The organism is Spiribacter roseus (genome assembly GCF_002813635.1).
Lineage (GTDB): Bacteria > Pseudomonadota > Gammaproteobacteria > Nitrococcales > Nitrococcaceae > Spiribacter > Spiribacter roseus.
Genome location: NZ_CP016382.1, coordinates 1,280,559 through 1,307,417 on the forward strand (window position 1 = coordinate 1,280,559; position 26,859 = coordinate 1,307,417).

Here is a 26,859-nt window from a genome sequence, read left to right on the forward strand (position 1 = left end):
ATATCACTGCAGCGCCCGCCAGGTTCGCAGCGGTGAACCGTCCACGAGCCTCGCCTGCAGCAGCACACTGGCCCGGGTGGCACCACGGCCACCGGCGAGCGCTGAGATGCGATAGCCGCAGCCACCGTCGCTGCAGTCGGGCCTGCTTACCGGGCGAAGCCGTTCGACGAGAACCCGCAGGGGTGGCGCGCCATCGTCTGTCCGGTGGGGCAGCGACAGCGTCCGGCCCTCGGCCATAAGCACCGCCCGCCAGGCACGCCGGCGGGGCACCGGCGTGGGCTGCAGGGCCGGCCGGGACCACTGCGCGGCCTGCCGGGCCGCCTCGCGCAGGGCGAACTCCGCCGCCTCGAGGGCCTGGGCCTGATCGATGGTCGCCGTGACGGTGCGAATCTGCAGACGGGCGCGCTCGAGTGCCGTCAGCGTAATGAGCGAGACGATCAACACCACGCCCAGAACCCCGACAAGCGCGATCCCGCGTTGCCGGCGTCTCATGGGCGACCGTTGCGCAGCGCGACGGTGGTGGCCAGATCCACCGACTGGGCCTGCAGCCGGATGCGGACCGCCACCACCGCTGCACCCGCCAGGTCGGCATTGCCCGACACCCAGCGATCGACAGCGCCATCGCCAACGATGTCGACCCCTGCGGTGGCGCTCAGCGATTCCACGCCCACCACCAGCTCCTCACGGTGACCGCTGTTTGCCCGTCGGCGGCGGAAAAGGCTGAGGCGGTCACCGCCCACCGAGGTGTCGATGTAGTACTCGGTCCGCGCCGGCACGAGGATTTCGATGGCCTCGCCCAGCGGGCCATGCCCCCGGGTGGGCCGCTCGTTGATACCCGCCACGCCGGGGCCACGGTTCAACACGGACGGGTCGTCGCCGGCATGACGGAACAGCACGCAGTCCGTGCCGCGCCGGTTGACCACCATCACCGGCGCACCCGGTGCAATGCCATGCCGCCGATCCAGCACAAGGCGGTCGCTGCGCGTGGGCGCGTCGTTCACCCGGGCCTGTGCCTGGTGGCGCATTGACCGAAGGGTCAGCCCATCGCCGGTGGCGACCACCGGCTCGACCCAGTCATGGCCGGCACTGATCAACGATTGGCGCCTGCTCGGGTGACAGCCCGGATAGCCCGCCTGCCGCACCGAGCGCGCCATGAGTGTCAGCGCCAGATGCAACGCATCCAACTGCTCGGCCTCCGTCTGATCGGCCCGTTCAATGGCCCGCGACATCACCAGAACCTCGCCGGCGGTGAGCACGACCATTGCCCCGAGTGCCGAGGCGATCAGCAGTTCCATCAGGGTGAACCCCCGCTGCCGCGGGGCGAGCCCGATCATGGGCGAAACACGTAGTTCAGGGACCCAGGATCCGACCGGTCGCTGACACGCCAAGTGATGGTCAATGTGCCCGGAGTGGGCGGGGGACCGGGCCATTGCACGCGGGCCTCACCCCGGGGCAACTGCTCGGCGACCCGCTCGCGCCAGGCGATGAGGCGGCTGGCCGGCAGCGGCCCCGGACGGTAGGCGCGGGCCTGCTCGGCCAGGTCCATGGCCAGAAATTGCGCCTGGACATGTTCATGCATCTGGCGCAGGTCAAGGGAGGCTCGCGATTGGCCCATCACCAGGCCCAGCACGCCAATGGCGAGCAGGCTCGAGGCCGCCAAAACCTCCACCAGCGAGCTGCCGGTCTGACGGTACGGGGGAACGGATCGGGAGAGGGAGCGCATGGCTCCAGACTAGCAAGCCGGCGATCAGCCGGGGCCACCGCTCATCGGTCGCCCCGATCCGTCAGGCCATTGCGGTCAGCCGCACTTGCTGTCGCCGCAGTTGAGGCAGGTGAGGCATCCGTCCATGACGACCATCGCCTTGACGTGACACTTGCCACACAGCTCGGCGCCGGCGGGATAACCATCGTCGCGGGCCTCGTCCGCGGGCTCGGCGGTCTCCGCCTGTTCACCCCGCGCCATGGCCTCGGCCTTTTTCTGCTCGATGTAGCGACGCTGGTGCTCGTCGAGGCCCTCCGACTCGATCATGCCGATGGATCGCAGATGCTGCTCGAGCACCTCGCCGATCTCGGCAACCAGCGACGGCATGAACCGACCACCCTTCTTGAAATATCCGCCGCGTGGATCAAACACGCTGCGCAGTTCCTCGACCAGAAAGGTGCAGTCCCCGCCCTTGCGGAACACCGCCGAGATGATGCGGGTCAGGGCCACGATCCACTGGAAGTGGTCCATGTTCTTGGAATTGATAAACACCTCGAACGGCCGGCGCAGCTCGTGCTCGGTCCCCTCGTTGAGGATCAGATCGTTCACCGTCACGTACAGCGCATGCTCGGACAGGGGCGTCTTGATCTTGTAGGTCTGCCCCTCGAGTCGCTCCGGGCGCTGCAGCTCCTCGTGCATGTGTTCGATGGCGGCCGCGGACGGTGCGCCGGCGTCATTGGCCGCCGCGGCTTCGGCCTCAGCGTCGGCCTGACCGACTTCGTAGTCGACGATCTTGGTATCGATTTTTACTGCCATGGCGTGTGTCCTCAGAATTTCCCGTAGTACCCTTCCTTGAGGGCGTCATAGAGGTTCGCGGCGGTGTGCACTTCGCCGTCGTACTCGACCTCGTCGCCGCCTCTCACCTCGACGGTGCGACCATCCTCGAGCTTGAACCGATAGATCGTGTTCTCCAGATCCGACTCCTTGACCAGCACACCCTGGAACGCCTCAGGGTTGAAGCGGAACGTGGTGCAGCCCTTGAGGCCGTTTTCGTAGGCGTACTGATAGATGCCCTTGAAGTCCTCGTAGGGATACTCGGTGGGCACGTTGGCGGTCTTCGAGATGCTCGAGTCCACCCATTTCTGGGCCGCGGACTGGATGTCGACGTGCTGCTTCGGCGTCACATCGTCAGCGGCGATGAAGTAGTCGGGCAGATTGCGGGTCTCCGCATCCATGCTCGGCAGCGCGTTTTCGTTGATGAGCGTGCGATACGCAAGCAGCTCAAAACTGAATACGTCCACCTTCTCCTTCGACTTCTTGCCCTCCCGGATCACATTGCGGAAGTAGTGATGGGCAAAGCTCGGCTCGATGCCGTTGGAGGCATTATTCGCCAGCGACAGGCTGATGGTGCCCGTGGGCGCGATCGAAGTGTGGTGCGTGAACCGGGCCCCCTTTTCGACCAGTGCGTCGACAAGCTCCGGCGCCTCGCCGGCGACCCGCTGCATGTAGCGGCTGTAGCGCCCCCAGAGCACCCGACCCTTGATGCTGTCACCCACCTTATAGCCGGCATCACGCAGCTCGGGGCGCCAGGCCATCATGCGCTCGGTCAGCGTGAAATCCTCTTCCATGATCGGCGCCGGGCCCTTTTCCTCGGCAAGGCGCAGCGCCTCGCGCCATCCCTCCAGGGCCATCTCGCGGGAGACGTCCTCGGTAAAGGCCAGCGACTCCGGCTCGCCATACTTCATGCGCAGCATGGTCACCGTGGAGCCCAGCCCCAGAAAGCCCATGCCGTGACGGCGCTTGCGCTCGATCTCTTCGCGCTGCCTGTCCAGCGGCAGGCCGTTGATCTCCACCACGTTATCAAGCATGCGGGTGAACAGCGCCACCACCCGGCGGTACTCGTCCCAGTCGAAGTGGGCGCGCTCGGTGAAGGGCTCACGAACGAACTTGGTCAGGTTGACCGAGCCCAGCAGGCAGGCGCCATAGGGCGGCAGGGGCTGCTCACCGCAGGGGTTGGTGGCGCGGATTTCCTCGCAGAACCAGTTGTTGTTCATCTCGTTGACGCGATCGATGAGCACGAACCCCGGCTCGGCATAGTCGTAGGTCGAGGTCATGATCATGTCCCAGATCCGCTGCGCCTTGACCCAGCGATAGATCCGGCAGGCCACCAGCCCGTCCTCGCGGGTCAGATAGCCGCTTTTACGGTTGGGCCACTCGCGCCAGAGGACCTGATCGGGATCGTTGACATCGACCCCCTCGCTCTCGGCCTCGTCGGGCTTGATCGGGAACGCCAGCGGCCAGTCGCTGCCCTCGCGCACGGCCTGCATGAAGCCGTCGGTGATCAGCAGCGAGAGATTGAACTGACGCAGCCGCCCGTCCTCGCGCTTGGCGCGGATGAAGTCCATGACGTCGGGATGGCCGACGTCGAAGGTCGCCATCTGAGCGCCGCGACGGCCACCGGCGGACGACACCGTAAAGCACATCTTGTCGTAGATATCCATGAACGACAGCGGTCCCGAAGTGTAGGCGCCGGCACCGGAGACATAGGCGCCCTTGGGGCGCAGCGTCGAGAACTCGTAACCGATGCCGCAACCGGCCTTCAGCGTCAGACCCGCCTCGTGAACCTTGTCGAGGATGTCGTCCATGGAATCGCCCACGGTGGACGAGACGGTGCAGTTGATCGTCGAGGTGGCGGGCTTGTGGTCCCAGGCACCGGCATTGGACGTAATGCGGCCGGCGGGGATGGCCCCGTGGCGCAGCGCCCAGAGGAACTGCTCGTACCAGTGCTCACGGTCTTTCTCGGGCTCGACATCGGCGAGCGCCCGGGCGACCCGCTTGTAGGTATCGTCAACCGTCTTGTCGACGACCACGTCTTCCTTGGACTTGAGCCGGTACTTTTTGTCCCAGATATCCGCCGAGGCGGGTTGAATGGGGATATCCGTTACGGCCTTGGGGAGCGCACGCAATTTTGTTGCGGTCGTCATGGGAGTCTCCTTGCGCTGTTCGATTCATCTCGGGAACCGCGACAGAGGCGGCTTGCCGGCGGTTATCCACAACATGTATCGGGATTCCTCGCGATGCCCACTACATGTTGTGTAGTTGATGCCAGCTTAACCCAACACAGGCACAAGTCAACCCGGGCCGGCGGGCCTCAGCACTCGATGTCGTGATCAGTAACGGGGATGAACCGGGCGCCGTCGCACTCCGGCTGCAGGACCAGGATATCGGCCTTCCGGAACACCCCCGGTCCAAGTCCCTGACTCTGATGCGCCAGGGCTTCGACGGTTGGCGTTTCCAGGGCCGCTTCGGGCAGATCGAGCAGAAACCCGATGACCCGTTCGTCATCGAGGGCAAGCGCCCAGTCGGTTTCGTTGTGCGCCCGCAGGAGTTCGCGATCGAGATCTGGATCATCGACGGCCCGGGTGCGGCCCGCCGTGACCGCCTGCATCAGCCGCTCGGCCAGCGCCGTACTGGCCTCGCCACTGCGATCACCGGGGACCTGCGGCCCCCCGGCATCAACAAACGCCCGGGCAAACGTCAGCCGATCGCGGCTACCGGCCTGGCGGACCGCCTGGCGACCCGCCGCGATCGCATCGCGGATGCGTGCAACCTGTCGGGCCCGGAATGCCGCCATTACTCGTAGTCGTCGTAGTCGCCGAGGTGACTGGTGGCGGTGTAGTCCCGCTGGACCTTGAGCTTGGCGGCGATGAAGTCGCTGTGCTCGATGTAGAGCAGTTCGGCGATCTTGCGCACCAGATGCTCTTCGTAGCGGTCCATTTCGGCGTCGGCAAGGCATACGCGCCACAGCAGCTCCACCACCCGGCACTTGCGGGCGTAGTCAAACTGCTGGTTGATCAGCTGGGTGAACTCAAACTGATCCACCGCCTCGTGGACCTCCTGATCGGCCAGATCGATGACTTCTGAAGTTTCCTCGGGCGTGAGCTCGAAGACCTCGATGATGCCGTCGTGAATGGCCTGGAATTCGACGCTATGGCGCTGGTTGTCGGCCTGCGCCATTTCGATGAGGAGTGCCGCCGTGGCGAGCTGCAGCCGATGCGGCTCCGGGTCGTCGGCGGTCGCTGCGCCCGGGTTGATCCGCGTTTCGTAGAACTGCTTGATGGCTTCAATCATCTCGAGGACCTGGTTGCGTTCATCCGGAACGTCCCTCTTATCAGGGCTCGTCGGCCATGTCGACCACGGCGACCGACGCGGCGCGGCTGACAATCAGCTGCTGGCCCGCTTGGATCCGGTCGGGATGATCGAGTTCATTCAGACGCATCAGCTGATCGGTGCCAACATCGTGACGCACCGCGATGGCACCGAGGGTGTCCCCCGGCCGGACTTCATACTGCCGGCGGCCCACGCTGCGAGGGTCGGACCCGGCGAGGGGCAGATCCAGGCGCTGGCCGGCCCGCAGCCGGCGTGGATCGGCGAGGCCATTGGCAGCCATCAGCGTCGGGACATCGACGTCATATCGCATGGCAATGCCGGACAGGGTCTGCCCGGCCTGCACACGATGCACCTGACTGGGGCGCTGATCCTGATACAGTCGATCCCCGGGCAGTCGCGCCACGGCAGCTGACCAGTCGCCCTGATCCGCCCGCGGCAGGACCAGACCGTAGCCGCGTGGGATGAACTTGCGGCCGTCCCAGACCGACGGACCGAGGGCGGGGTTGAGGCGCTGCAGCGTGCCCCGGTCGATGGCCAGCTCCGTCAGCAGGGTATCGACCGGTGTGTAGTGCGGCAGCTCGACGCGCATGACCGGGGCTGGTGCCTCGCGCTCCAGATCAGGAAAGTACCTGCGGGCATCCCGGTCCACCCGGGCAGCGGCGATCAGGGCCGGATAGAAATTCTTCGATGAAAACCCGAAACGCGCCCCCTCGTAGTGCTCGCGGATCTCCATGTAGTGCGTCGAGCCGACAGCGCGGACCGCACGACGCATGCCATTAAGGCCGTGGTTGTAGGCGGTGATGGCCAGTGGCCAGTGGCCGATCTCGGCGTAATTGTGGGCCAGGAGCGCGGCCGCCGCAGTGGTGCTCCGCCACGGGTCAAGCCGCTCGTCGATCAACGGATCGATACGCAGGAACCGGCGCCCGGTGCCGGCCGTGAACTGCCACAGGCCAGCGGCACCGGCGTGCGAACGGGCCCGGGGATTGAACGACGACTCGACGTGGGGGAGTGCCGCCAGTGCCGCGGGCACACCGCGTTCAGCCAGTGCGGTGCGAATATGCGACCGCCAGCGCCCGGAGCGCACCAGCCCCTCGCGGAAACGCTCGCGCAGCCCGCCCTGAAAACGCAGCCGTTCGGCCAGCGCCGGCGAACCTGCGGCGTTCAATGCCTTGCGATGCCGCGCCAACGCCGCCTCAATCGCGTCGCGGCGGGCCTGCCATTGGGGCGGTCGCGGCACATCGATACGGGCGATGATCCGCATCTGCCCGTCGGTGTCGTGGATCACGCCCTCACCCACCCCTACGTCGGTGTAGATGCGCTCCCAGAAGGCAATGGCCGGCTCCAGCGCCGCCGGTACGGGCAGGCTGGCCGGGGGTGCAGCGGCCGCCGGGCCCGCAGCCGCCAGCAGCAGGCCGGTTTGCAGGATACGTCGAAGGGTTAACATGACACCCTCACTGTGGGGATGGACACCTCATTAGGATAGTAGTCTTGGAGAGGGGCGCAGACAATGCAGCCGGTACAATGGATTCTCGTGGTGGCTGTCGCCCTCGTCTCGACCGCCAGCGCCGTCCACGCGCTGCTGTTCAAGCGCGAGCCGGCGGCGGCGTTCGGCTGGATCGCCTTCTGCCTGCTGTTTCCGGTGGTCGGCCCGATCTTCTACTACCTGCTGGGGATCAACCGCATCCGCATGCGCGCCCGACGCCTGCGCGGCGAGCAGCTGGCCGGGCTCGACGTGGCGAACGCCAGCGTGCCCGAATCCATCCCCACCGCCTTTCGCACGCAGGCCCAGATATCGCGGGCGGTGACCGGGCTGCCCATGACCCACGACAACCGCATCGAGAGTCTGGTTGGCGGCGAGGCGGCCTACCCCGCGATGCTCGAAGCCATCGAGCAGGCCACCGACCGGGTCTATCTGTCCACCTATATCTTCGAGAGCAATCAGACCGGCCAGCGATTCGCCGATGCGCTGGCCGCCGCCACGGCGCGTGGCGTTGACGTGCGGGTGCTGCTGGACGGCGCCGGCGAATTCTACAACCGGCCGGCGATCCGCCATCGCCTGCGCCGTGACGGCGTGCGCGTCGAGCGCTTCCTGCCCCCGCGGCTGATCCCCCCGAGCCCGGTCATCAACCTGCGCAACCACCGCAAGCTGCTCATCACCGACGGCGGGACGGTGTTCGTCGGTGGCATGAATATCGGCGATCGCCATCTCATCGAGCGGCCGGATCACCGCGAGGGCATCCGCGATATCCACTTCCGCGTCAACGGACCGGTCACCCGGCAGCTCGAGGATGTCTTCCTCGACGACTGGGAGTTCATTACCGGTGAGCGCCCTGATCCGCCATCATCAAGCGCGCCGACGGCCGGTGGCGCCGCCCTCGGTCGTACCCTGGTCGACGGCCCCAACGAGGACCTGCATCGGCTGACCATGGTGCTGGTGGGGGCGGTGGCAGCCGCGCGCGAGCACATCGCCATCATGACGCCCTACTTCCTTCCACCCCGGGAGCTGGTCGCGGCGCTGCAGGCGGCCGCTGTGCGCGGCACCCGCGTCGACATCATCCTGCCCGGCCACAACAATCTGCCATTCATGCACTGGGCGAGCCGCAACATGCTCTGGGAGCTGGTCAAATGGAACGTCGGCGTCTACTACCAGCCCGGCCCATTCGATCACACCAAGCTGATCGTGGTGGACCGGCATTACACTCAGGTCGGATCCGCCAACCTCGATGCCCGCAGCCTGCGGCTTAATTTCGAGATCATGCTCGAGGTCTATGACACGGACTTCGGCGGGCGCATGGCCCGCCATATCGAGGCGGCGCGGCGCGAGGCACACCGCGTGACACTCAGCGAACTCGACGAGCGACCGATGCTGCCGCGCATCCGCGACGCCATTGCGTGGCTGTTTACGCCGTACCTGTGAACGGCAGCAGCGCCAGCCATCCGGCCGCCAGGGCAACGGCCGCCCCCACACTCAGCACCGTGCGCAGTCGCCGGAACCAGCGCGGCAGCGTCGGCTCAACGAATCGGTACTCGCCATAGCGCCAAGCGATGAAGGCGGCGGCCATCACTGGCAATGCGATGATCACTGGCAGCATCAGCACCACCCAGGCGACCAGCGCCGGGATCACCGAGGTGTAGAAAGCGGCTGGCGGCGGATTGCGCTGACCCATGGCGAGCCCCCAATGGATCGCGCCGATGAACGACAGGATCACCGCGCCATAGGCGAGCAGCCAGTCGCTGGTCCAGGCCATGCCCAGCCAGGGACCCGCCGCGGTGGCGGCGAACGGGATCAGGCCCAGATAGCCCATCCAGTCCGCTGCCATGCGGTGCCGCCCCTCGGCCTGCAGACGGGCGCTGGCGGCGCGCAGACCACCGACAAAGTGGCCCCCGATGAACACCTGGGGCAATGTCGCGGAGCCGGTCAGGGCCTTCAGACGGGCGAACTGCTCGCGGTTTTCCGCTGAACCCATGCCCATTTCCACCGCCCGCCAGTCGCGCCCCGAGTCCTCGAGCAGCTCATCAAGCCCGCCCAGGTCGGTGACGGTGGAATGAAACACGACAACGTCCGCGCTGGCGGCCAGCTCCCGAAGGCTTTGATCGTCTGACATGGCGCATCCCACGGTTGAGAATTCTACGTGCATGATAGGGTCAAATGAGGCATAACCCAATCTATCAACGCATGCCCCGGAGGTTTTCATGACGCGATTTCGCCTGCTGGCCCTGTCCCTTGTCACAGCGGTCACCCTTGTCCTCGCCGGCTGCGCGGGGGTAGCGCCCGAGGACTACGCGGGCACCTCACCCGAACTGCGCCTGGAGGAATACTTCGACGGCGAGGTGACCGCCTGGGGGATGTTCCAGTCGCGCAGCGGCGAGGTGAAGCGGCGGTTCACCGTGGACATCACCGGGACCGTCGAGGGCGACCGGATCACCCTGGATGAACGGTTTGCCTATGCGGATGGCGAAACCGACCGCCGGGTCTGGGAGATCGAGCGCATCGACGAGCACACCTATGAGGGCACGGCCGGTGATGTGGTCGGCGTGGCCAAGGGCAAGCGCTATGGCAATGCCTTCAACTGGCAGTACACCCTCGCCCTCGAAGTGGGCGACCGGACCTGGAACGTGCAGTTCGACGACTGGATGTATCTGCACGACGACAACACCCTGGTGAATACCGCCGAGGTGACCAAGTTCGGCTTCCGGGTCGGGACGGTGACGCTGTTCTTCCGGCGCGACGATGCCGGGGAGGCAGACAATGGGTAACCTTCTGATCGCGGGACTCACCGCCATCATGCTGATGGTGCCGACGCTGACGGGTGCCACGGTGGAGCAGAACGGCGCGCGTTTCGATGAACGCATCGAGCAGGCCGGTGAGCGACTGCGCCTGACCGGCACGGGCGTCGCCAAATACCGGATCGTGTTCACCGTCTATGCCGCGGGTCTGTATCTGCCGCCCGATGCGGATGCCGATCAGGCACTGGCCACGGACACGCCCCGGCGCCTGGAAATCGAGTATTTCCATGACATCAGTGCCGAGGACATCATCCGGGCCGCCAACACCAAGCTCGACGAGCAGCTGAGTCCGGCCCGGCAGACCCGGCTTCAGCCAAAGATCGACCGCTTCCACGCGCTGTTCCAGGCCGTCTCGGACGGCGATCGCTACCGCATGGAATACATTCCCGGTGAGGGGACACGCCTTGCATTCAACGGCAAGCCGGTCGGTCAGGTGGCCGGGGGCGATTTCGCCGCGGCGTATTTCGGGATCTGGCTGGATGCCGACGATCCGCTGTCCCGCGGACTGCGCCGGGATCTGCTGGCAGGCGCGGAGTCCTCCGGAACCGACTGATCAGCGGATGCGGTGCTCCGCGAGTCCCGCCTCGACTGGCGCCAGAAACGCATCGGCCCGGGCCGAATCCGCCCGGGTCGCCAGGCTGACGCCCACGAAAAGGGCCACGGCGAGTGCGCCACCGCAGATCGAGGCGGGAATGCCCAATGGATCGAAACCGGTCAGCTGCAGGGCCGTCACCACCACGCCCGCTCCGAGCATGCTGACAATGGCGCCGCTTGCCGTACCCCGCCGCCAGAAAAAGCAGCCGACAATGCTCGGCACCGTCACCAGTAACCCCGACGACGCCGCCACCGACAGCACGGTGATCAGGTCGAGCTGCAGCCGGGCAAAGAGGATGGCCAGCGCGGTGACGATCAGTATCACCGCCTGACCGGCGATCATCTGATGGCCACCGCTCGGGGCGAGGGGTCGATAAAGGTCCCGCGCGGCCAGCGCGGACAGGCTCAGCAGAATCGAGTCCACCGTGGACACGGCCGCGGCGACGATCCCCACCACCAGCACGATCGCCACCGGCGCCGGGACCGCATCGGTGGCCAGCAGACGCGGTGTGGCGAGGTCGGGCTGGTCCAGATCGGGCACCAGCTGCAGGGCGGAGAATCCCCAGATGACCGAGATCAGGGTGTAGACAAAGCCAAGAATCAGAAAGCCCAGCAGCATGGTGCGCATGGCACCGATGGACTCGGTGGTGAACAGCCGCTGACTGACCTGCGGGTTGCTGATCGAGAAGAAAAACCACGGCACGGTCAGACCGATGAACGTGGTCAGGCTGAACAGGCCGGGACCCGGCACGCTCAGCCATTCGCCGTGGTCGGCCCGGGTCGATTCGAGGAACGCCACCGGGCCGCCCAGCGCGGCGATCACGAAGCCAGCCGCGATCAGGCTGGTCACCAGCATGACGACCACCTGCAATGCGTCGGTCCAGAGCACCGAGCGCATGCCCGCCGCCAGCGTCCAGATCAGCGCCAGTGCGGCGCCGATCAGGATCCCCTGCTCAAAGCCGATTGCCGCGTCAGTCACCCCCGAGACCAGGTAGCCGATGCCCATGAGCTGGACCGCGCTGTAGGGGATCAGGAAGACGCAGGCGGTCAGCGCCATGACCGCCCCCACCCAGCGGCTGGCGTAGCGATGGCTGAGCATCTCGGCGGGCGTAATGAAGCCGAAAGCGCGACTGGCCAGCCAGAACCGCGGGCCAAAGATCGCCACCAGTCCGAGACCGGCCAGATACACCAGCTCGAAGCCCAGGGCACCGACACCGCCGGCATAGGTCAGCCCGGCGAGCCCCACCATCATGAACGCGCTGTAGGTGGTCGCGCCGTAACTGAGCGCCGAGATGATGCCACCCGCCCGGCGTCCGGCCAGATAATACTCCGCCGCCCCCGCGCCCAACCCACGGCGCGCGGCGAAGGCGACACCAATGCCGATCAGGGCGTAGACGGTCAGCGCCGCGATCAGGCCCGGGGTCATGGCCGCCAGCCCGAAACGAGGCGCGCGATCAGACCGATCGCCACCGCACCAAACACCAGCCAGACCAGAAACGCGCCGTGCCACACGGGCTGATCTCGCAGCAGCCCGTAGGGCACCACATAGGCCACGACAATGGCCACGGCCAGCCACGCCAGCGTTCGATTGCCGCGTCGGCGATAGTCACTCATCACGGACATCCTTGGCGATTGTCAGTCGTAGCGCGCCCGGGGGTCGGTACCGGTCAGCAGCTGCGCCGCCACCACGCAGGTCAGCCCGAAGGGCAGATAGCCCGCGTACCCGAGCAGTGGCATCTCGAAGATGTGGAGCACCTGAGCGTTGGGGATATGGTACGTCCAGCGCGCCAGACTGAATACATTCCACAGCTCCCAGCACAGGCCGCAGAAGAGTGCCGCCAACACCGCCAGCCAGGCGTCGCGCCACTGCCCGGTGGCGACACCGCTGAACAGATGACGCTCGCCGCTGATCGCCTGAATGGCGACGATCAGCATCGGCGGCCCGACCCAGACCAGTGAGAAGAACGTATCCGGCCGGATCGCAATCGCCACAAGCCCGAGACCACCCGCCACCAGCACCGCCCAGGCGGTCGCCACCGGCTGCGGCGGGCTTATCCGAATGAAATCATCCAGCCCGCGGGACAGCGTCGGCCAGGTGGCGAACAGGTCACGGGTGACGAGCACGGCCGGCAGCACCGTGCTGAACGGCAGCGCCGAGCGCACGAACCAGTTGAGCGCATCATGCTCGGCCACGCCGGTGCCGGTATAGATCCAGTTGCCGGTGAACTGGTTGAGGTACTCGAACAGATACCAGAACAGGGCGCTCGCCGGGAATAGCGCCAGAAACCGCCGGGGTTGCTCACACAATAACACCCGCCCGCCGCGCTGCCGGATCCAGGCACTGATCACGCCGATATAAGCGAGCCACAGGGGCGTAAAGCTGTAGCGGCGCAGTGCCTCGAGCCCCGGGATCGGCACCCAGGCGATCACCCAGACAATCAGCAGAGCCACCAGCGCCACACTGCCCCAGCGCGGCCATGCCGCCGACGCTGTCCGTGGCGCCGGCGCGCCATCGGCGGTGCGCCGGTTGGCCACAATGATGCGGACCACGAACGGCAGCAGCGTGCCGACGATGAGCACCGCATAGAGCGTGAAGACCGGCAGCGAGAAACTCCCCGGCGCCGGTTCCAGCGGCCTTGGCGGAAAGCGCAGATAGACCTCGGGGTCGCCGCCGGCGAGCAGCCGGCCGAGCAGCGGTGCCATGATCATGAGGGCCACCACAGCCAGGGCCTGGCGCAGGTGCGAGCGGCCTCGCCTCTCGAGCACCTCAGTCGCCATCGCCACCGCTCACCGGCGCAGGGCGCACGCTGAAGCCCATGGCCTCCACCGCCTCGCGGAGCGCCCGCATGGCGGCCTCCACCGCGGCCGGTGCGCCGCGCAGCCCCAGCTCCAGCGAGTAGCCGTCCTCGCGCAGCGTTGGCAGGCAGGACAGGCGCAGCTCGGGATAATCCCCCTCGAAGCGCTCGAGGAGCGGGATCACATCGCTTTCCCGGGCATCGTGGACGATGATCGATGCCTCGGTCAGCCGATCCGGGTCCTGCCACCCGCCATAGTGCTCATCGAGAACCCACTCCATCATGGGCCAGGCCATGCTCGGGAAGCCGGGCATAAAGTGATGGCCGGCGACGCTGAACCCCGGCACCTGATTGACCGGGTTGGGGATCACCGATGCGCCTTCGGGAAACTCCACTAGATGCAGCCGGCGTGAGGGCTCGACCGGCCGGCCGAACCGCGCCTCCAGCATGGCGACCCCTTCAGGGTGAAACGCCAGCGGCCGTCCAAGCGCGGCCGCGGCGCACTGGCGCGTGCGATCATCGGGCGTGGCACCGATGCCGCCACAGCTGAACACCACATCGTCCCCGGCAAAGGTTTCCTCGAGGGTTCGGGTCACCAGAGCCGGCTCATCGCTGATCATGCGCACCCAGCGCAGCTCGAGCCCGCGATCGGCGAGCAGGCCCACCAGGTGCGGGAAGTGTTTGTCGCGGCGCTTGCCGGAGAGGAGTTCATCTCCGATCACGATCAGGCCGAAGCCCTGTACCGATTCAGCCATCACACCGACTCCCGGATCAGTCCCAGCAGCATGCCCTCGAGGCCCGCGAGGCTGTCGACGCGGGTATGCGGCACATCGGGCACATCATCGGGCCAGCCGGCATCATCACGATTCAGCCAGACGGCCTGCAGGCCACTGGTCGCCGCCCCGTAGACATCGCTGTGCACGTCGTCGCCGATATGGATGATGCGCTCGGGCGCAACGCCGGCGCGTACCGCGGCCGTCTCGAACACCAGGTGTGAAGGCTTAGCGGCGCCCAGATCAACAGCGGACAGCGAAAAGTCGAAGTACCCCTGCAGCCCCACGCGGGCGATCTCGGCGTTGCCATTGGTGATCGCGCCGATGGGGAGGCGGCCATGCAGGGCCCGCAGCAGGGGCAGCGTGTCCGGATAGAGCCGAACGGCATGGCGGGCCTCGAGGAATACCTCAAAGGCCTCCTCCACCAGTGTATCCAGGGCCGCGCCCCGATAGCCCGACACCTCACCGGCCCGACGCAGCCCCGCGCGGCGCAGTGCGGTGACATCATGAGCGATATCCGGGCGCTCAGCGGCGATCCCGTCGCGCAGGGTCCTCAGGCCCTGCGAGTCGAAACGTGCCGCCACCGCCGGGTAATGCTGTTCGAGCAGGCCCTGGCAGACCGCCTCGGCATGCTGGAGGACACCGTTGAGATCCCAGAGGGTGAAGTCGAGATCGAAAGTGACCGCGCCAATGGGCGCATTGAGCGAACGCTGCGTCACGCGCGGGCCTCCCCGGTCAGCGACCGCCAGACACATGCGCCATCGCTGTCACGGTCGAGCTGCTCCAGCCATGCGGCATGCGCGGCCGCTTCCTCGGCGGTGGGCTCGATGACCGGCAGACGGCGACGATCGGCACTCACCGCCTGGTCGCCCGCCACCGGCTGGGCCGGCCCCTCATTATCGCGGGCCCCCAGGTGCAGGGTGACCTGCCCGCCGGTCATGGCCAGATAGACTTCGGCGAGGATTTCGGCGTCGAGCAGCGCGCCATGCAGGCTACGCCCGCTGTTATCAATGGCATACCGCCGGCACAGTGCGTCAAGGCTGTTGCGCTGCCCGGGATGGCGGCGCCGGGCCAGTGCCAGACTGTCGGTGACCCGGCAGTAGTCGGCCAGCTGCCCCCATTGCGCGCCCAGGCGCGAGAATTCGCTGTCGAGGAACCCGACGTCGAAAGGGGCGTTGTGGATGATCAGCTCGGCGTCGGTGACGAAGTCGATGAAACGGGCCGCGATGTCGGCGAACCGGGGCTTGTCCATCAAGTCCTGATCGGTGATGCCGTGCACTTCCACCGCTTCGGGGTCGACGCTGCGATCGGGGTTGAGGTATTCGTGAAAGCGTCGCCCGGTGGGTCGACGCTGCTCAATCTCATATCCACCGATCTCGATGATCCGGTGACCATTCTCAGGCTCGAGCCCGGTGGTCTCGGTATCGAGGATAATCTGTCGCATCAGTTGTCTGCCCCTTCCAGCTCATCGATTCCGCGGTTGGCAAGATCGTCCACGCGCTCATTGCCATCATGGCCGGTATGCCCGCGCACCCAGTGCCAGCGTATCTCATGACGCTGGGAAAGCGTATCGAGACGCTCCCAGAGGTCGCGGTTCTTGACCGGCTGGCGGCTGGCGGTTTTCCAGCCCCGCCGTTTCCATGCGGCCATCCACTCGGTGATGCCCTTGCGCACGTACTGCGAATCAGTGGTCAGATCCACGGAGCAGGGGCGACTCAGCGCCTCCAGCGCCTGGATGGCGGCCATCAGCTCCATCCGGTTATTGGTGGTCCGGGCCTCTCCCCCGTGGAGCGTTTTCTCGACTCCATCGTAGCGCATCAGAACGCCCCAGCCCCCTGGCCCCGGGTTGCCCCGGCAGGCGCCGTCCGTGTAAATCTCAACCGGCGTCATGCCAGCTCTCCCTTTGACTGCGGGTGGCCCCGGCACCGGCCTGGTTCAGTCCGCCGGGGATGAGTTCGAATCGCCGTCGCCATTGCTGCGGCGGGTTGGCCGTCCCGTTCACGCGTTTCTGGCCAATCACCAGATTGACGCCGCCGATCCAGCTCAGCCCCGGCCCCAGCGACTCGCGGCCGCGGTGGAGCTGGGCCGTGTGCTGCTGCTGCCACCAGCGGCGCAGCGGCGGCGGCAGGATCGCCAGCCCCTCGGGGCGGCGCGGCACCATCCCGAGCAGCTGCATCCAGTCGGCGACGCGTCGCGGTGCAAGATACCGGCCCGACCATGGCGGTGTCCCGGGGCCCGTCGCGACGATGCGACGCAGTCCCCACAGGCTGTGGGGATTGAAGCCCATCACCAGCAGATGCCCCTCGGGCGCGAGCACCCGCGCCGCTTCGCGGATCACCTGATGCGGCGCGGCGGTAAATTCGAGTTGATGGATCAGCACCACCACATCGACGCTGCTGGAGGCCAGCGGCATGACCCGGCTGTCAGCCTCGAGGTCGATCGGTCCACCGGACCAGTCATCCACCACCCACTGGCGGACATTGCCGAACACGGCCGGACTGCGTCCCTGGCCGTAGGCGCCGACCTGCAGGACCCGACGGGCGTAGAGCCCGGCGAGCCGCCGCGTCAGCAGCCGCGATTCGCGCTCGGCCAGATCCTGCCCGGTCGGGGTGGCAAACCACTCATGCAGCGCACGCATTGATGACTCCTCCCCGTTGGTCGCTGGATGGGCAATTGAGGCAAGCGGTCGGTCGGGGTAGCATGCGACGATGCTGGAAATTACCCCGATTCCCGTCCTCAGCGACAACTATACGTGGCTCATCCATCACCCGCAGTCAACCGCTGCCGTGGTGGTCGACCCGGGCGAGGCGGCTCCGGTGGCCCATGCCCTTGAAAGCCTGGGCCTGACGCTGAGCGCGATCCTCATCACCCATCACCACGGCGATCATGTCGCCGGCATCGCGGGCCTGCGGGATGACGCCATCCCCGTCTACGGTCCGGCTGACAGCGATATCCCGCACCTCACCCAGCCATTAAAACATGGCGACCGGATCACCCCCGGCGGCCTCGGCGTCGAGTTCGAAGTGATCGCGGTCCCCGGTCATACCCTTGATCATATCGCCTACCTGGGCGACGCCAGTCTGTTTGCCGGGGATGCCCTGTTTGCCGGCGGATGCGGGCGCATGTTCGAGGGTACCCCGGCCCCCATGCAGGGCTATCTTGCCAAGCTGCGGGCACTGCCGCCGGCGACGCGGGTCTACTGTGGCCACGAATACACCCAGGCCAACCTGGCCTTCGCCCGGGCGGTCGAGCCCGAGAATACGGCGCTGCAGGCGCGGGCCGAGCGCGTGCACGAGCAGCGTCAGCGCGGCGCCATCACATTGCCCTCAACCATCGGCGAGGAGCGCGCCACCAATCCCTTCATGCGCTGGGACAGTGACGCGGTACGCCGGCACGCCGGCGAGCATGCCGGGCGGACACCGGAGGGGCCAGCAGACGTCTTTGCCATCCTTCGCGACTGGAAAGACAACTTCTAAGGAACACACCCGTGAATCGCTCCCTCCTGCTACCGCTCATCGCGGCCCTCACCCTCGCCGGCTGTGCCAGTGTCCCACCCGAGGACGCGACCGGCACCGGTGACGGGACCGCCGCCACCGACCCGCAGGCATCGGCATCGCCGCCGCCGTTAATGACCGGCAACCGGGCGGTCTCGGATCCGCCGGGCAGCCGCCAGGCAACGGACGAGGCCGCGCCGCCGGATGACCTCTGGGAGCGGATCCGCCGCGGCTACGCCATACCCGGGCATGACAACCCGCGGGTTGCCCGTCAGTTCAATGACTATGCGTCCTACGGCGATTACTGGTTGCGGGTCTCGCGACGCGCGCAGCCCTACCTCCATCCCATCGTCGAAACCCTCGATGACCGCGGGATCCCGCTGGAGCTGGCGCTGCTTCCGATCGTCGAGAGCGCATTCCGCCCATTTGCCTACTCCCACGGCCGGGCCGCCGGCATATGGCAGTTCATTCCAGCCACGGGACGGCACTACGGCCTTGAGCAGAACTGGTGGTACGACGGGCGCCGTGACGTCCTGGCCGCCACAGAGGCGGCGGTCGACTACCTGACCTATCTCGGCGAGATGTTCGAGGGCGACTGGCTGCTGGCGATTGCCGCCTACAATGCCGGAGAAGGCACTGTTCAGCGGGCCATCGAGCGCAATCGCCGGGCCGGCCGGCCGACCGATTACTGGTCGCTGGATCTGCCCGAGGAGACCATGAACTACGTACCCCGGCTGCTGGCGATCAGCGAGCTGGTGGCCGATCCTGAACGCCACGGCATTGAGCTCGAGCCCATCGCCAACCGACCGGCGGTGGAACAGATCGAACTCGACCGCCAGATCGATCTGGCCCTGGCGGCCGACCTTGCCGACATCGACATGGAAACGCTCTACCGCCTCAACCCCGGCTACAATCGCTGGGCCACTCCGCCCACCGGGCCTCATCGGCTGCTGCTACCCCGTGACCGCGCCCGGGCATTCCGCGCCCGGCTGGCCGAGCAGCCCGACAACGCCTGGATGCGCTGGCAGCGCCACCAGATCGCCCGCGGTGAAACCCTTGGTGGCATCGCCGCGCAGTACCACATCACGGTCGACTCGCTGCGCTCGGCCAACGACCTCGACGGCGCCCTGATCCGGGCCGGTGATCACCTACTGGTCCCCATCGCCAGCCGGCCCACCGGCGAGTATGTGATGACCGCCGGGGCCCGGCAGCAGAAGACCCGCAACCGCCAGCGCGATGAAGGCGAGCGTCGCCTCTACACGGTCCGCTCCGGGGACAGCTTCTGGTCCATCGCCCAGCGTTTCGGGGTCGGCGTGCGCCCGCTGGCGCGCTGGAATGGCATGGCCCCCGGGGACACGCTGGGTGTTGGCGAGCAGCTGGTGGTCTGGACGCAGCGCGGGAGCAGCGACCCGCAGCCCGATCGCCGCGCCCGGCCCGGAATTGCGGCGGGCGATCGCCTACAGTCGGTGACCTACTCGGTCCGCGAGGGGGATTCGCTGTATCGCATCGCCCGGCAGTTCAACGTGAGCATTAACGATCTGCAGCGCTGGAACGATCTGTCCGCCGATGCCTACCTGCAGCCCGGGCAGTCCCTGCGCATGCGTGTCGACGTGACCGCCCAGAGCAGTCCCTGAGCGGCCCCATCGCGGCTCAGCCCGCAGCGGCTAATCGCTGTCGGGCAGGGTGACGTTCAGCTCGAGCACCTCGCAGTCGCCTTCGCGGTCAACCTCGATGCGGACGGCGTCGTCGTCGACCTCGATATAGCGGCGGATGACCTGCAGGATCTCCTGTTGCAGCGCCGGGAGATAATCCGGGCCACCCCGGTTGCCCCGCTCACGCGCGACGATGACCTGCAATCGCTCCTTGGCCAGCGATGCGCTGCGTTTTTTCTCCGAGCGGAAATAATCCAGAAAAGCCATTGCGCTAGCCCTTGAACAGTCGGCCGAACAGTCCCTTTTTCTCGGTCAGGAAGCGATGATCGCGCGCTTCGCCGAGATAGCGCGAGACGATGTCATCGTAGGCCTGACCGGCGTCGGTCTTTTCCTCCATGATCACCGGCACGCCGGCGTTCGAGGCGTTGAGCACGGCGCTGGACTCCGGCACCACACCAAGCAGATCAATCGAGAGGATCTCGCAGATGTCCTCGATGCTCAGCATCTCGCCCTTGCCCACCCGGGCCGCCGCGTAGCGGGTCACCACCAGGTGCTCCCGGACGGGCTCGTCGCCCTGTTCGGCACGTCGGGTCTTGCTTGAAAGCAGCCCCAGCACCCGATCGGAGTCACGCACCGAGGAGACCTCGGGATTGGTCACCACCAGCGCATCATCGGCAAAGTACATCGCCAGGTGCGCCCCGCGCTCGATGCCCGCCGGTGAGTCGCAGATCACATAGTCATGGGTGCTCGCCAGCGTCTCGAGCACCGACTGGACACCTTCGAAAGTGAGCGCGTCCTTGTCACGGGTCTGCGAGGCCGGGAGGATCTCGAGGCCGTCGACACGCTTGTCCCGGATCAGGGCCTGATTGAGATTGGCCTCGCCATTGATGACGTTGACGAAGTCATAGACCACCCGCCGCTCGCACCCCATGATGAGGTCGAGGTTGCGCAGCCCGACATCGAAGTCGACCACCACCGTGCGATAGCCCGCGCGGGCCAGACCCGCCCCGAATGCAGCACTGGTGGTCGTTTTTCCAACGCCCCCCTTGCCGGATGTTACAACCACGATTCGCGCCACATTCACCTCCCGATTGTCAGAGCGCGTTGAGTTCAAGCTCGCCGTCACGCAGCGAGGCCATTGCCGCCGCGCCACGCAGCTCGGCGTCGATCTGGTCGCTGAGCCGGTACTGCCCGGCAATCGCGATCAGTTCAGCCTTGAGCGATCGACAGAAGATACGCGCATTCTCGTCCCCCTGCACACCGGCCAGTGCCCGACCGCGCAGGGTGTCATAGACATGGATATGGCCATCGGCCATCAGCTCGGCACCGGCACTCACCGGCGCCGTCACCACCAGATCGCCCCCACGCGCATACACCTGCTGCCCGGAGCGCACCGGCTGGGTGACCAGCCGAGCCGCGCCGGCCGCGGCTTTGGCCGGGGCCTCGCGACGCCCGCCTTCAGCGGACCCCGATCGCGCGGCCTCGAGATTGCGGATCAGTCCCAGCCCGGCAACCGCGGCGGTTTCAGCGGGCAGCCCCGACGCCGCCACCGGCAGCAGTGAACGCTCACGCAGGCCAGTCACTAGGGCGTCGAGGCTGGCCCCCTCAAGGCTCACCGCCTCGGCGGGCGCCACCACGAGGGGCATACCGGCAAAAAAGTCCGGTGCCTGCGCGAGCCGCGCATCGAGCTGAGCCAGTACCGCGTCAACATCGGCCGTCCGGACCTGGAGCACCGTAAACGGCGCCATCCGCCCCTTGAGATCGAAGGCCGCACCGGCCGGCGCATTGACTGCCATCAGTCGAGCAGCCGGTTCATGCGTCGGACGAAGCCGGCCGGGTCATCCAGCCGACCGCCGTCCATGAGCACCGACTGCTCGAGCAGCAGCGTGGCCCACTCATCGATCGGTGCGTCATCGCTCGCCGCCAGCCGCTCGATGATGGAATGCTGGGGATTGATCTCAAGCACCGGCTTCTGCTGCGGCAGTTCGTGACCGGCCGCCTTGAGCATGCGCTGCATGTTCAGACCGAACTCGTCATCCCCGACCACGATGCAGGCCGGCGAATCCGTCAGCCGGCTGCTGGCGCGCACCTCCGAGACCTGGTCGCCCAACGCCTCGCGGATCCGGCCGATCAGCGCATCGACGGGCTCGCTGGTCTCGGGCTGTTCGGGTTTTTCCTCAGGGCTGTCACCCAGTCCGTCCAGATTGAGATCGCCCTTGGCGACGCTCTGCAGCGGCACGCCGTCGTATTCGCTCAGATGCGCGACCAGCCACTCGTCGATGGGCTCGGCCAGCAGCAGCACTTCGATATCGCGCTGACGGAAGATCTCCAGATGGGGGCTGTTGCGCACCGCAGCCAGGCTTTCCCCGGTGAGATAATAGATCGCGGTCTGACCCTCGTGACGACGCGCAAGATAGTCCGCCAGCGAGACCGTCTGACCGCCGTCGCCGTGGGTCGAGTGAAAGCGCAGCAGCCCCGCGACTTTCTCGGCGTTGCCGGGATCTTCCACCGGCCCTTCCTTGAGTACGGTGCCAAAGGACGACCAGAACCGCACGTAGCGTTCGGCATCATCCCGGGCCATACGCTCAAGGCTGTCGAGCACGCGCTTGACCGAGGCGCTGCGGATGCGATCGATCAGCCGATTGTGCTGGAGCAGCTCACGGGAGACGTTGAGCGGCAGGTCATCCGAATCCACCAGCCCGCGCACAAACCGCAGATAGCGCGGCAGCAGCCGGTTCTCGCGGTCCTCCATGATGAACACGCGCCGCACGTACAGACGCAGCCCCTGCTGGGTGTCCGCCTCGAACAGATCGAACGGCCGCTGGGCAGGGATGTAGAGCAGCGATGTGTAGGACTGATTGCCCTCCACCTTGTTGTGCAGCCACTCCAGCGGCGGCTCCGGATCGTAGGTCAGCTGCTGGTAGAACTGCTGATAGTCCTCGTCACTGATCTCCGACTTGGGCCGCATCCACAGTGCCGAGGCCTGGTTGACGGTCTCCATCTCACCCTGTTCGTCCTCGAGTTCGATGGGCAGAGCGATGTGATCGGAGTAGCGGCGCACGATCTGGCGCAGCCGCTGCCGCTCGAGGAATTCATCCTGGCCCTCGGCCAGATGCAGCGTCACTGCCGTGCCGCGCCGCTCCCGCGGTGCCGGTTCGAGGGTGAAGGCGCCCTTGCCGTCGGAGCGCCACAGCACGCCCTGATCGGCGGATTCGCCGGCGCGGCGGGTGTGCACGCTGACCGAGTCGGCCACGATGAACGCCGAGTAGAAGCCGACCCCGAACTGGCCGATGAGCTGGGCGTCCTGCTTCTGGTCGCCGGTCATGGCATCAAGGAAGCGTCGCGTACCGGAGCGCGCGATGGTGCCGAGGTTGTCGATGACATCCTCTCGATTCATGCCCACGCCGTTGTCACTGATGGTCAGTGTCCGGGCATCGGCATCCACCTGAATGCTCACCCGTGGCTTCGGATCGTCCTCGAGCAGTGATTCATCCTGTATCGCCTCGAACCGCAGCCGGTCGGCCGCATCGGCGGCGTTGGAGACGAGCTCGCGCAGAAAGATCTCGCGATTGCTGTAGAGGGAGTGGATCATGAGGTCCAGCAGCTGCCGGACCTCGGCCTGGAATTCGTGGGTTTCCGCGGCTTGTGCGTCGTTGTTGCTCATTCCTGTTTCCGTTTCGTCCCGAACCTTGCCGCGTAATGGGGTCGGGCGGTCATGTTTTCAATGCGCTCAGAATGATTCGCTGGGACCAACCCGGCCGTGTCGGCCGATCTCGGGTATCTCGCGCGCCGGGATGTACTCACCGGTCACCATCTGCTTGTAGCCCATGCCGGGGCCGACCATCGGATACACCGAGGCGTCGGGATCGACGTTGACCTCGAGAAAGGCCGGGCCGTCAAAGCCGATGAACGCCGCCAGCGTGTCTTCCATTTCGGCCGGATCCGACACATTGCGGGCGAACTCGAAGCCGTCGGCCTCGGCGGCCTTGATGAAGTTCTTGCGGTGCAGGGACTTGTCGCTGCCCGAGAAGCGATCACCGAAGTAGAGCTTCTGCCACTGCCGCACCATGCCGTCGCCGGCGTTATTGAGCAGCAGGATCTTTACCGGCAGGCCGTAAGTGGTCACCGTTTCCATCTCGCCCAGGTTCATTCGCAGGCTGCCATCGCCGTCAATGTCGATGACCAGCTCGTCAGGGTTGGCGAACTGGGCCCCAATGGCGGCGGGCAGGCCGAAACCCATGGTGCCCATGGAGCCCGAGGTCATCCACAGACGCGGCCGACGGAAGTCCAGATACTGGGCGGCCCACATCTGATGCTGACCCACTCCGGTGCTGACGATGGCATTGCCACCGGTCAGGCGATTGAGCGAGCGCATCACCGCCTGGGGCTGGATGAATTCGCCGTCCGGCTTGAAATTCATCGGGTGACGCTCACGCAGCTCCTGGCAGTGCTGGCCCCAGCTGGTGTAGTCCGCGCCAAAGCCGCTGTCGCGCCCATAGTCGAGGAGCTGTCGAAGGGTGCTGCCGGCCTCACCGATGTGCGACCAGGTCACCTGCTTGACCTTGCCGATCTCGGCGGCGTCGATGTCGATGTGAGCGATGTTCTCGGCGTTGGGCGCAAACAGCTCCGCCTTGGCGGCCACCCGGTCGTCAAACCGCGAGCCGACGGCGATGATGAAATCGCAGTCCTCGACGGCGTAGTTGGCGTAGGCTGTCCCGTGCATACCCAGCATGTGCAGGTGCAGGTCCTCGGTGGAATCGATGGCACCCAGACCCATGACGGTACTGACGCTGGGGATCCCGTACTCGTGGGCAAAGGCGGTCAGGGCCTCACTGCCTTCACCATGGATGGCGCCCCCGCCAACGTACAACAGGGGCCGGCGGGACTGCTCGAGCATGTCGAAGAACTGCCGGGCCTTGCTCTCGGCGAGCGGCGTCTGGCGCAGTGATTCCATGCGCTGGCGATAGCCGCGGATACCCAGCAGACCACTGCCCTTGTACTCGCCCACCCAGTTCTGGACGTCCTTGGGCAGATCCACCACCACGGGACCCGGGCGGCCTGAGCGCGCCACTTCAAACGCCGTGCGGATGGTTTCCTCGAGGCGCTCGGGGCGCGTGACCAGAAACACGTGCTTGGCGCAGTTGCCCATGATGTTGACGATGGGCGCCTCCTGGAAGGCGTCAGTCCCCATGGCGGCGCGCGCCACCTGGCCGGTGATGAGCACCACCGGCACGGAATCGGCCATGCAGTCACGGATCGGCGTCACGGTGTTGGTGGCCCCGGGCCCCGAGGTCACCAGAAAGACGCCGACATCACCGGTGCTGCGCGCATAACCGGCGGCCATGAAGCCCGCGCCCTGCTCGTTGGCGGGCACCACGAGCTGCATGGGGTCGTGACTGGCGTCGGTCCGTTCCCGCTCGTTGTAGCGAAAGATCGCATCGTAGGTGGGCAGGATGGCGCCACCGCTATACCCGAAGATGGTGTCGACCCCCTCCTGTGCCATGACCTCGACGACCATCTCCGCCCCGCTCATGACCTCGCCGGCACGCGGATGGCCGGACTGCTCGCGGGGGGAATGGCCGTTGGGATCGGCGTCGATGGAGGGAGCGGGTTCATTCATGGTGACATCCTGAAATCAGTGACTTATCTCACGACTATACCGAGGCGTCAGGCCGGGCGGCAAGCCTCAGCCGCTGTCCCCGCGGGGCTCGAACTGAAGTGACAGAGAATTGATGCAGTAGCGCAATCCGGTGGGCTTCGGCCCGTCCGGAAATACATGACCGAGATGGCCCTGGCAGTCCGGGCAATGGACCTCGGTCCGCCGCATGCCAAGGCTGCTGTCCGCCTCGGTGGCAACGGCGTCGTCCCGTGTCGGTGCCCAGAAACTCGGCCAACCGGTACCGGAGTCGAACTTCTGCTCGCTGTCGAACAGCGGCCGTCCGCAGCAGACACAGCGAAAGACGCCGTCGGCCTTGAGGTTATTGTATTCGCCGCTGAACGGCGGTTCGGTGCCACCCTCGCGGGCGACCCGATACTGCGCCGGCGTCAGCTGCTGCCGCCAGTCGGTGTTGCGGGGATCGCGCGAATCGGTCATGGACGTGGGCTCCTTGGCAATTTCCCCTACAATATCGCGCCGGGCCGTCACTGAGCGAATCCATGAACGACATCGAATCCGACAGCGAAATCATCCTGATCAACATCTCAGGCAGTGACCGCCCCGGCGTCACCGCGGCACTGATGGGGATACTCGCCGACTATCCGGTCCGCGTCCTGGACATCAGCCAGGCGATGGTCCACGAAAACCTCGCCCTGGCGATCCTGATCAAGCTCTCGGGGGCGGCGGACTCGGCCGCCGTACTCAAGGATCTGCTCTACGAAGCTCATCAGCTCGAGCTCCGCGTGCGCTTTCAGCCAGTGCCAGCGAACGAGTACCAGCAATGGGTGCGCGGCGAGCGCCAGTCGGCCTATGTCCTGACACTGCTGGGCCGGCGGGTGACCGCCGCGCAGATCGCCCGGATTGCGCGCGTCACCACGCAGCATGCCCTCAATATCGAGGACATCGTCCGCCTGTCGGCCCGCAGCCCCCTGCATGACGAGCGCGAGGAAAGCCGGGCCTGCCTGGAACTGAGCCTGCGCGGCGAGCCCAGTGATGCCGATGCGATGAAAGCGGCGTTCCTGTCCATCTCCCGGGAAATGGATATCGACATCTCATTCCAGGAGGACAACTTCTACCGGCGCAATCGGCGCCTGGTGGTGTTCGACATGGACTCGACGCTGATCCACGAGGAGGTCATCGATGAACTGGCCCACGAGGCCGGCGTAGGCGATCAGGTGGCCGCGGTCACCGAGGCGGCCATGCGCGGTGACATCGACTTTCGCGACAGCCTTGCCCAGCGTGTTGCCTGCCTTGAAGGCCTGGATGAAGCGGTGCTCGCCAGGGTGGCCGAGCGGCTGACCCTGACCGAGGGAGCGGAGCGGCTGATGAAGACCCTGCAGACGCTCGGTTACCGCACGGCCGTCATTTCCGGCGGGTTCGATTTTTTCGGCCACCACCTGCAGCGGCGTCTGGATCTGGACACGGTGTACGCCAACCGGCTCGAAATCGTCGACGGCCGTCTTACCGGTCAGGTGGCGGGGCCGATTGTCGACGGCGAGCGCAAGGCGCAACTGCTCGAGCGCCTGGCAGGCGAGATGGGCATCGACTTGGCACAGGTGATCGCCGTCGGTGACGGCGCCAACGATCTGCCCATGCTGCGGTCAGCCGGACTGGGGATCGCGTTTCACGCCAAGCCGCTAGTGCAGAAAAGCGCCCGTCAGGCGATTTCGACCATCGGCCTGGACGGGGTGCTTTACCTGATGGGTATGAACGACGCCGAAAACCCGCACTGAGCG

Annotated in this window: 29 protein-coding genes; 6 read left to right on the forward strand and 23 right to left on the reverse strand. The window is 66.3% G+C overall.

Going from position 1 to position 26,859, the window contains the following annotated elements; all coding sequences use genetic code 11:
* Positions 1-3: 3 nt before the first annotated feature.
* The 8 genes from BBH56_RS06225 to BBH56_RS06255 all read right to left on the reverse strand — a co-directional run bounded on the left by BBH56_RS06225 (position 4) and on the right by BBH56_RS06255 (position 7,316).
* Positions 4-492 carry a hypothetical protein gene (locus tag BBH56_RS06225; protein WP_144348131.1) on the reverse strand — a complete coding sequence of 163 codons (489 nt, stop codon included), beginning with the start codon at positions 490-492 and terminating at the stop codon, positions 4-6.
* A complete protein-coding gene (locus BBH56_RS06230; protein WP_198515281.1) occupies positions 489-1,334 on the reverse strand; it encodes a PilW family protein in 846 nt (281 codons plus the stop codon). The genes BBH56_RS06225 and BBH56_RS06230 overlap by 4 nt, the downstream gene beginning before the upstream one ends.
* Positions 1,331-1,660, reverse strand: coding sequence for a type IV pilus modification PilV family protein (locus tag BBH56_RS09660; RefSeq protein ID WP_318262512.1), 330 nt, complete (start codon positions 1,658-1,660; stop codon positions 1,331-1,333). Before BBH56_RS09660 ends, BBH56_RS06230 begins: the two co-directional genes overlap by 4 nt.
* Before the next feature lie 138 nt (positions 1,661-1,798).
* Positions 1,799-2,518, reverse strand: a complete 720-nt coding sequence (locus tag BBH56_RS06235) for a TSCPD domain-containing protein (protein ID WP_069134199.1) — start codon at positions 2,516-2,518, stop codon at positions 1,799-1,801.
* Positions 2,519-2,529: 11 nt separating this feature from the next.
* Positions 2,530-4,686: an adenosylcobalamin-dependent ribonucleoside-diphosphate reductase gene (locus tag BBH56_RS06240; protein ID WP_069134198.1), complete on the reverse strand. Its 2,157-nt coding sequence runs from the start codon at positions 4,684-4,686 to the stop codon at positions 2,530-2,532.
* A gap of 167 nt (positions 4,687-4,853) precedes the next feature.
* The gene (locus BBH56_RS06245; protein WP_148122296.1) at positions 4,854-5,336 is read right to left on the reverse strand and encodes a hypothetical protein; all 483 of its coding nucleotides are present in this window, start codon (positions 5,334-5,336) and stop codon (positions 4,854-4,856) included.
* Complete coding sequence (locus BBH56_RS06250; protein ID WP_069134196.1) at positions 5,336-5,833, reverse strand: tellurite resistance TerB family protein; 498 nt, start codon at positions 5,831-5,833, stop codon at positions 5,336-5,338. Before BBH56_RS06250 ends, BBH56_RS06245 begins: the two co-directional genes overlap by 1 nt.
* A 40-nt stretch (positions 5,834-5,873) precedes the next feature.
* On the reverse strand, positions 5,874-7,316 hold the full coding sequence (locus BBH56_RS06255; RefSeq protein WP_148122297.1) for a lytic transglycosylase domain-containing protein: 1,443 nt from the start codon (positions 7,314-7,316) through the stop codon (positions 5,874-5,876).
* Between the two features lie 63 nt (positions 7,317-7,379).
* On the opposite strand from BBH56_RS06255, the gene BBH56_RS06260 reads away from it, so the two are divergent.
* Positions 7,380-8,789 (forward strand): phospholipase D-like domain-containing protein, encoded by a 1,410-nt coding sequence (locus BBH56_RS06260; protein ID WP_148122298.1) that lies wholly within the window; start codon positions 7,380-7,382, stop codon positions 8,787-8,789.
* Here the strand turns inward: BBH56_RS06260 and BBH56_RS06265 are convergent.
* Entirely contained in the window at positions 8,773-9,477 is a 705-nt protein-coding gene (locus BBH56_RS06265) for a DUF3429 family protein (RefSeq protein WP_157809116.1), read from the reverse strand. The genes BBH56_RS06260 and BBH56_RS06265 overlap by 17 nt on opposite strands.
* Before the next feature lie 88 nt (positions 9,478-9,565).
* Here BBH56_RS06265 and BBH56_RS06270 point away from each other — a divergent pair, with 88 nt between their 5' ends.
* Positions 9,566-10,129 (forward strand): DUF3833 domain-containing protein, encoded by a 564-nt coding sequence (locus BBH56_RS06270; RefSeq protein ID WP_148122300.1) that lies wholly within the window; start codon positions 9,566-9,568, stop codon positions 10,127-10,129.
* A complete protein-coding gene (locus BBH56_RS06275) occupies positions 10,122-10,712 on the forward strand; it encodes a chalcone isomerase family protein (protein WP_157809117.1) in 591 nt (196 codons plus the stop codon). The genes BBH56_RS06270 and BBH56_RS06275 overlap by 8 nt, the downstream gene beginning before the upstream one ends.
* On the opposite strand, the gene BBH56_RS06280 is transcribed toward BBH56_RS06275, so the two are convergent.
* The 8 genes from BBH56_RS06280 to BBH56_RS06315 are packed head-to-tail and all read right to left on the reverse strand — an operon-like array spanning position 10,713 to position 16,959.
* Positions 10,713-12,179: a sodium:solute symporter family protein gene (locus BBH56_RS06280; RefSeq protein ID WP_148122302.1), complete on the reverse strand. Its 1,467-nt coding sequence runs from the start codon at positions 12,177-12,179 to the stop codon at positions 10,713-10,715.
* Positions 12,176-12,367, reverse strand: a complete 192-nt coding sequence (locus BBH56_RS06285) for a hypothetical protein (RefSeq protein ID WP_148122760.1) — start codon at positions 12,365-12,367, stop codon at positions 12,176-12,178. The genes BBH56_RS06280 and BBH56_RS06285 overlap by 4 nt, the downstream gene beginning before the upstream one ends.
* A 21-nt stretch (positions 12,368-12,388) precedes the next feature.
* Positions 12,389-13,531 (reverse strand): hypothetical protein, encoded by a 1,143-nt coding sequence (locus tag BBH56_RS06290; RefSeq protein WP_148122303.1) that lies wholly within the window; start codon positions 13,529-13,531, stop codon positions 12,389-12,391.
* Positions 13,521-14,303, reverse strand: a complete 783-nt coding sequence (locus tag BBH56_RS06295) for a competence/damage-inducible protein A (protein WP_148122304.1) — start codon at positions 14,301-14,303, stop codon at positions 13,521-13,523. Before BBH56_RS06295 ends, BBH56_RS06290 begins: the two co-directional genes overlap by 11 nt.
* Positions 14,303-15,040, reverse strand: coding sequence for an HAD family hydrolase (locus BBH56_RS06300; RefSeq protein ID WP_148122761.1), 738 nt, complete (start codon positions 15,038-15,040; stop codon positions 14,303-14,305). The genes BBH56_RS06295 and BBH56_RS06300 overlap by 1 nt, the downstream gene beginning before the upstream one ends.
* On the reverse strand, positions 15,037-15,765 hold the full coding sequence (dnaQ, locus tag BBH56_RS06305; RefSeq protein ID WP_148122305.1) for a DNA polymerase III subunit epsilon: 729 nt from the start codon (positions 15,763-15,765) through the stop codon (positions 15,037-15,039). The genes BBH56_RS06300 and dnaQ overlap by 4 nt, the downstream gene beginning before the upstream one ends.
* Entirely contained in the window at positions 15,765-16,211 is a 447-nt protein-coding gene (gene rnhA, locus BBH56_RS06310) for a ribonuclease HI (protein ID WP_144348116.1), read from the reverse strand. Before rnhA ends, dnaQ begins: the two co-directional genes overlap by 1 nt.
* The gene (locus tag BBH56_RS06315) at positions 16,198-16,959 is read right to left on the reverse strand and encodes a class I SAM-dependent methyltransferase (RefSeq protein ID WP_069134184.1); all 762 of its coding nucleotides are present in this window, start codon (positions 16,957-16,959) and stop codon (positions 16,198-16,200) included. The genes rnhA and BBH56_RS06315 overlap by 14 nt, the downstream gene beginning before the upstream one ends.
* A gap of 70 nt (positions 16,960-17,029) precedes the next feature.
* Between BBH56_RS06315 and gloB the strand changes: the two genes are divergently transcribed.
* Entirely contained in the window at positions 17,030-17,797 is a 768-nt protein-coding gene (gene gloB, locus BBH56_RS06320) for a hydroxyacylglutathione hydrolase (protein WP_148122306.1), read from the forward strand.
* A gap of 11 nt (positions 17,798-17,808) precedes the next feature.
* On the forward strand, positions 17,809-19,449 hold the full coding sequence (locus BBH56_RS06325) for a LysM peptidoglycan-binding domain-containing protein (protein WP_148122307.1): 1,641 nt from the start codon (positions 17,809-17,811) through the stop codon (positions 19,447-19,449).
* Positions 19,450-19,479: 30 nt separating this feature from the next.
* Here the strand turns inward: BBH56_RS06325 and minE are convergent, their stop codons facing one another.
* The 6 genes from minE to msrB form a co-directional block, all read right to left on the reverse strand.
* Positions 19,480-19,734 (reverse strand): cell division topological specificity factor MinE, encoded by a 255-nt coding sequence (minE, locus tag BBH56_RS06330; RefSeq protein WP_069134181.1) that lies wholly within the window; start codon positions 19,732-19,734, stop codon positions 19,480-19,482.
* Positions 19,735-19,738: 4 nt separating this feature from the next.
* On the reverse strand, positions 19,739-20,545 hold the full coding sequence (gene minD / locus BBH56_RS06335; protein WP_069134269.1) for a septum site-determining protein MinD: 807 nt from the start codon (positions 20,543-20,545) through the stop codon (positions 19,739-19,741).
* A gap of 16 nt (positions 20,546-20,561) precedes the next feature.
* A complete protein-coding gene (gene minC, locus BBH56_RS06340) occupies positions 20,562-21,263 on the reverse strand; it encodes a septum site-determining protein MinC (protein WP_148122308.1) in 702 nt (233 codons plus the stop codon).
* Complete coding sequence (htpG, locus tag BBH56_RS06345; RefSeq protein WP_148122309.1) at positions 21,263-23,131, reverse strand: molecular chaperone HtpG; 1,869 nt, start codon at positions 23,129-23,131, stop codon at positions 21,263-21,265. The genes minC and htpG overlap by 1 nt, the downstream gene beginning before the upstream one ends.
* A 66-nt stretch (positions 23,132-23,197) precedes the next feature.
* Complete coding sequence (gene ilvB, locus BBH56_RS06350; protein WP_148122310.1) at positions 23,198-25,087, reverse strand: biosynthetic-type acetolactate synthase large subunit; 1,890 nt, start codon at positions 25,085-25,087, stop codon at positions 23,198-23,200.
* Positions 25,088-25,153: 66 nt separating this feature from the next.
* The gene (gene msrB / locus BBH56_RS06355) at positions 25,154-25,561 is read right to left on the reverse strand and encodes a peptide-methionine (R)-S-oxide reductase MsrB (protein WP_069134177.1); all 408 of its coding nucleotides are present in this window, start codon (positions 25,559-25,561) and stop codon (positions 25,154-25,156) included.
* Positions 25,562-25,623: 62 nt separating this feature from the next.
* Between msrB and serB the strand changes: the two genes are divergently transcribed.
* Positions 25,624-26,856 carry a phosphoserine phosphatase SerB gene (gene serB / locus BBH56_RS06360; protein WP_069134176.1) on the forward strand — a complete coding sequence of 411 codons (1,233 nt, stop codon included), beginning with the start codon at positions 25,624-25,626 and terminating at the stop codon, positions 26,854-26,856.
* Positions 26,857-26,859 lie beyond the last annotated feature (3 nt).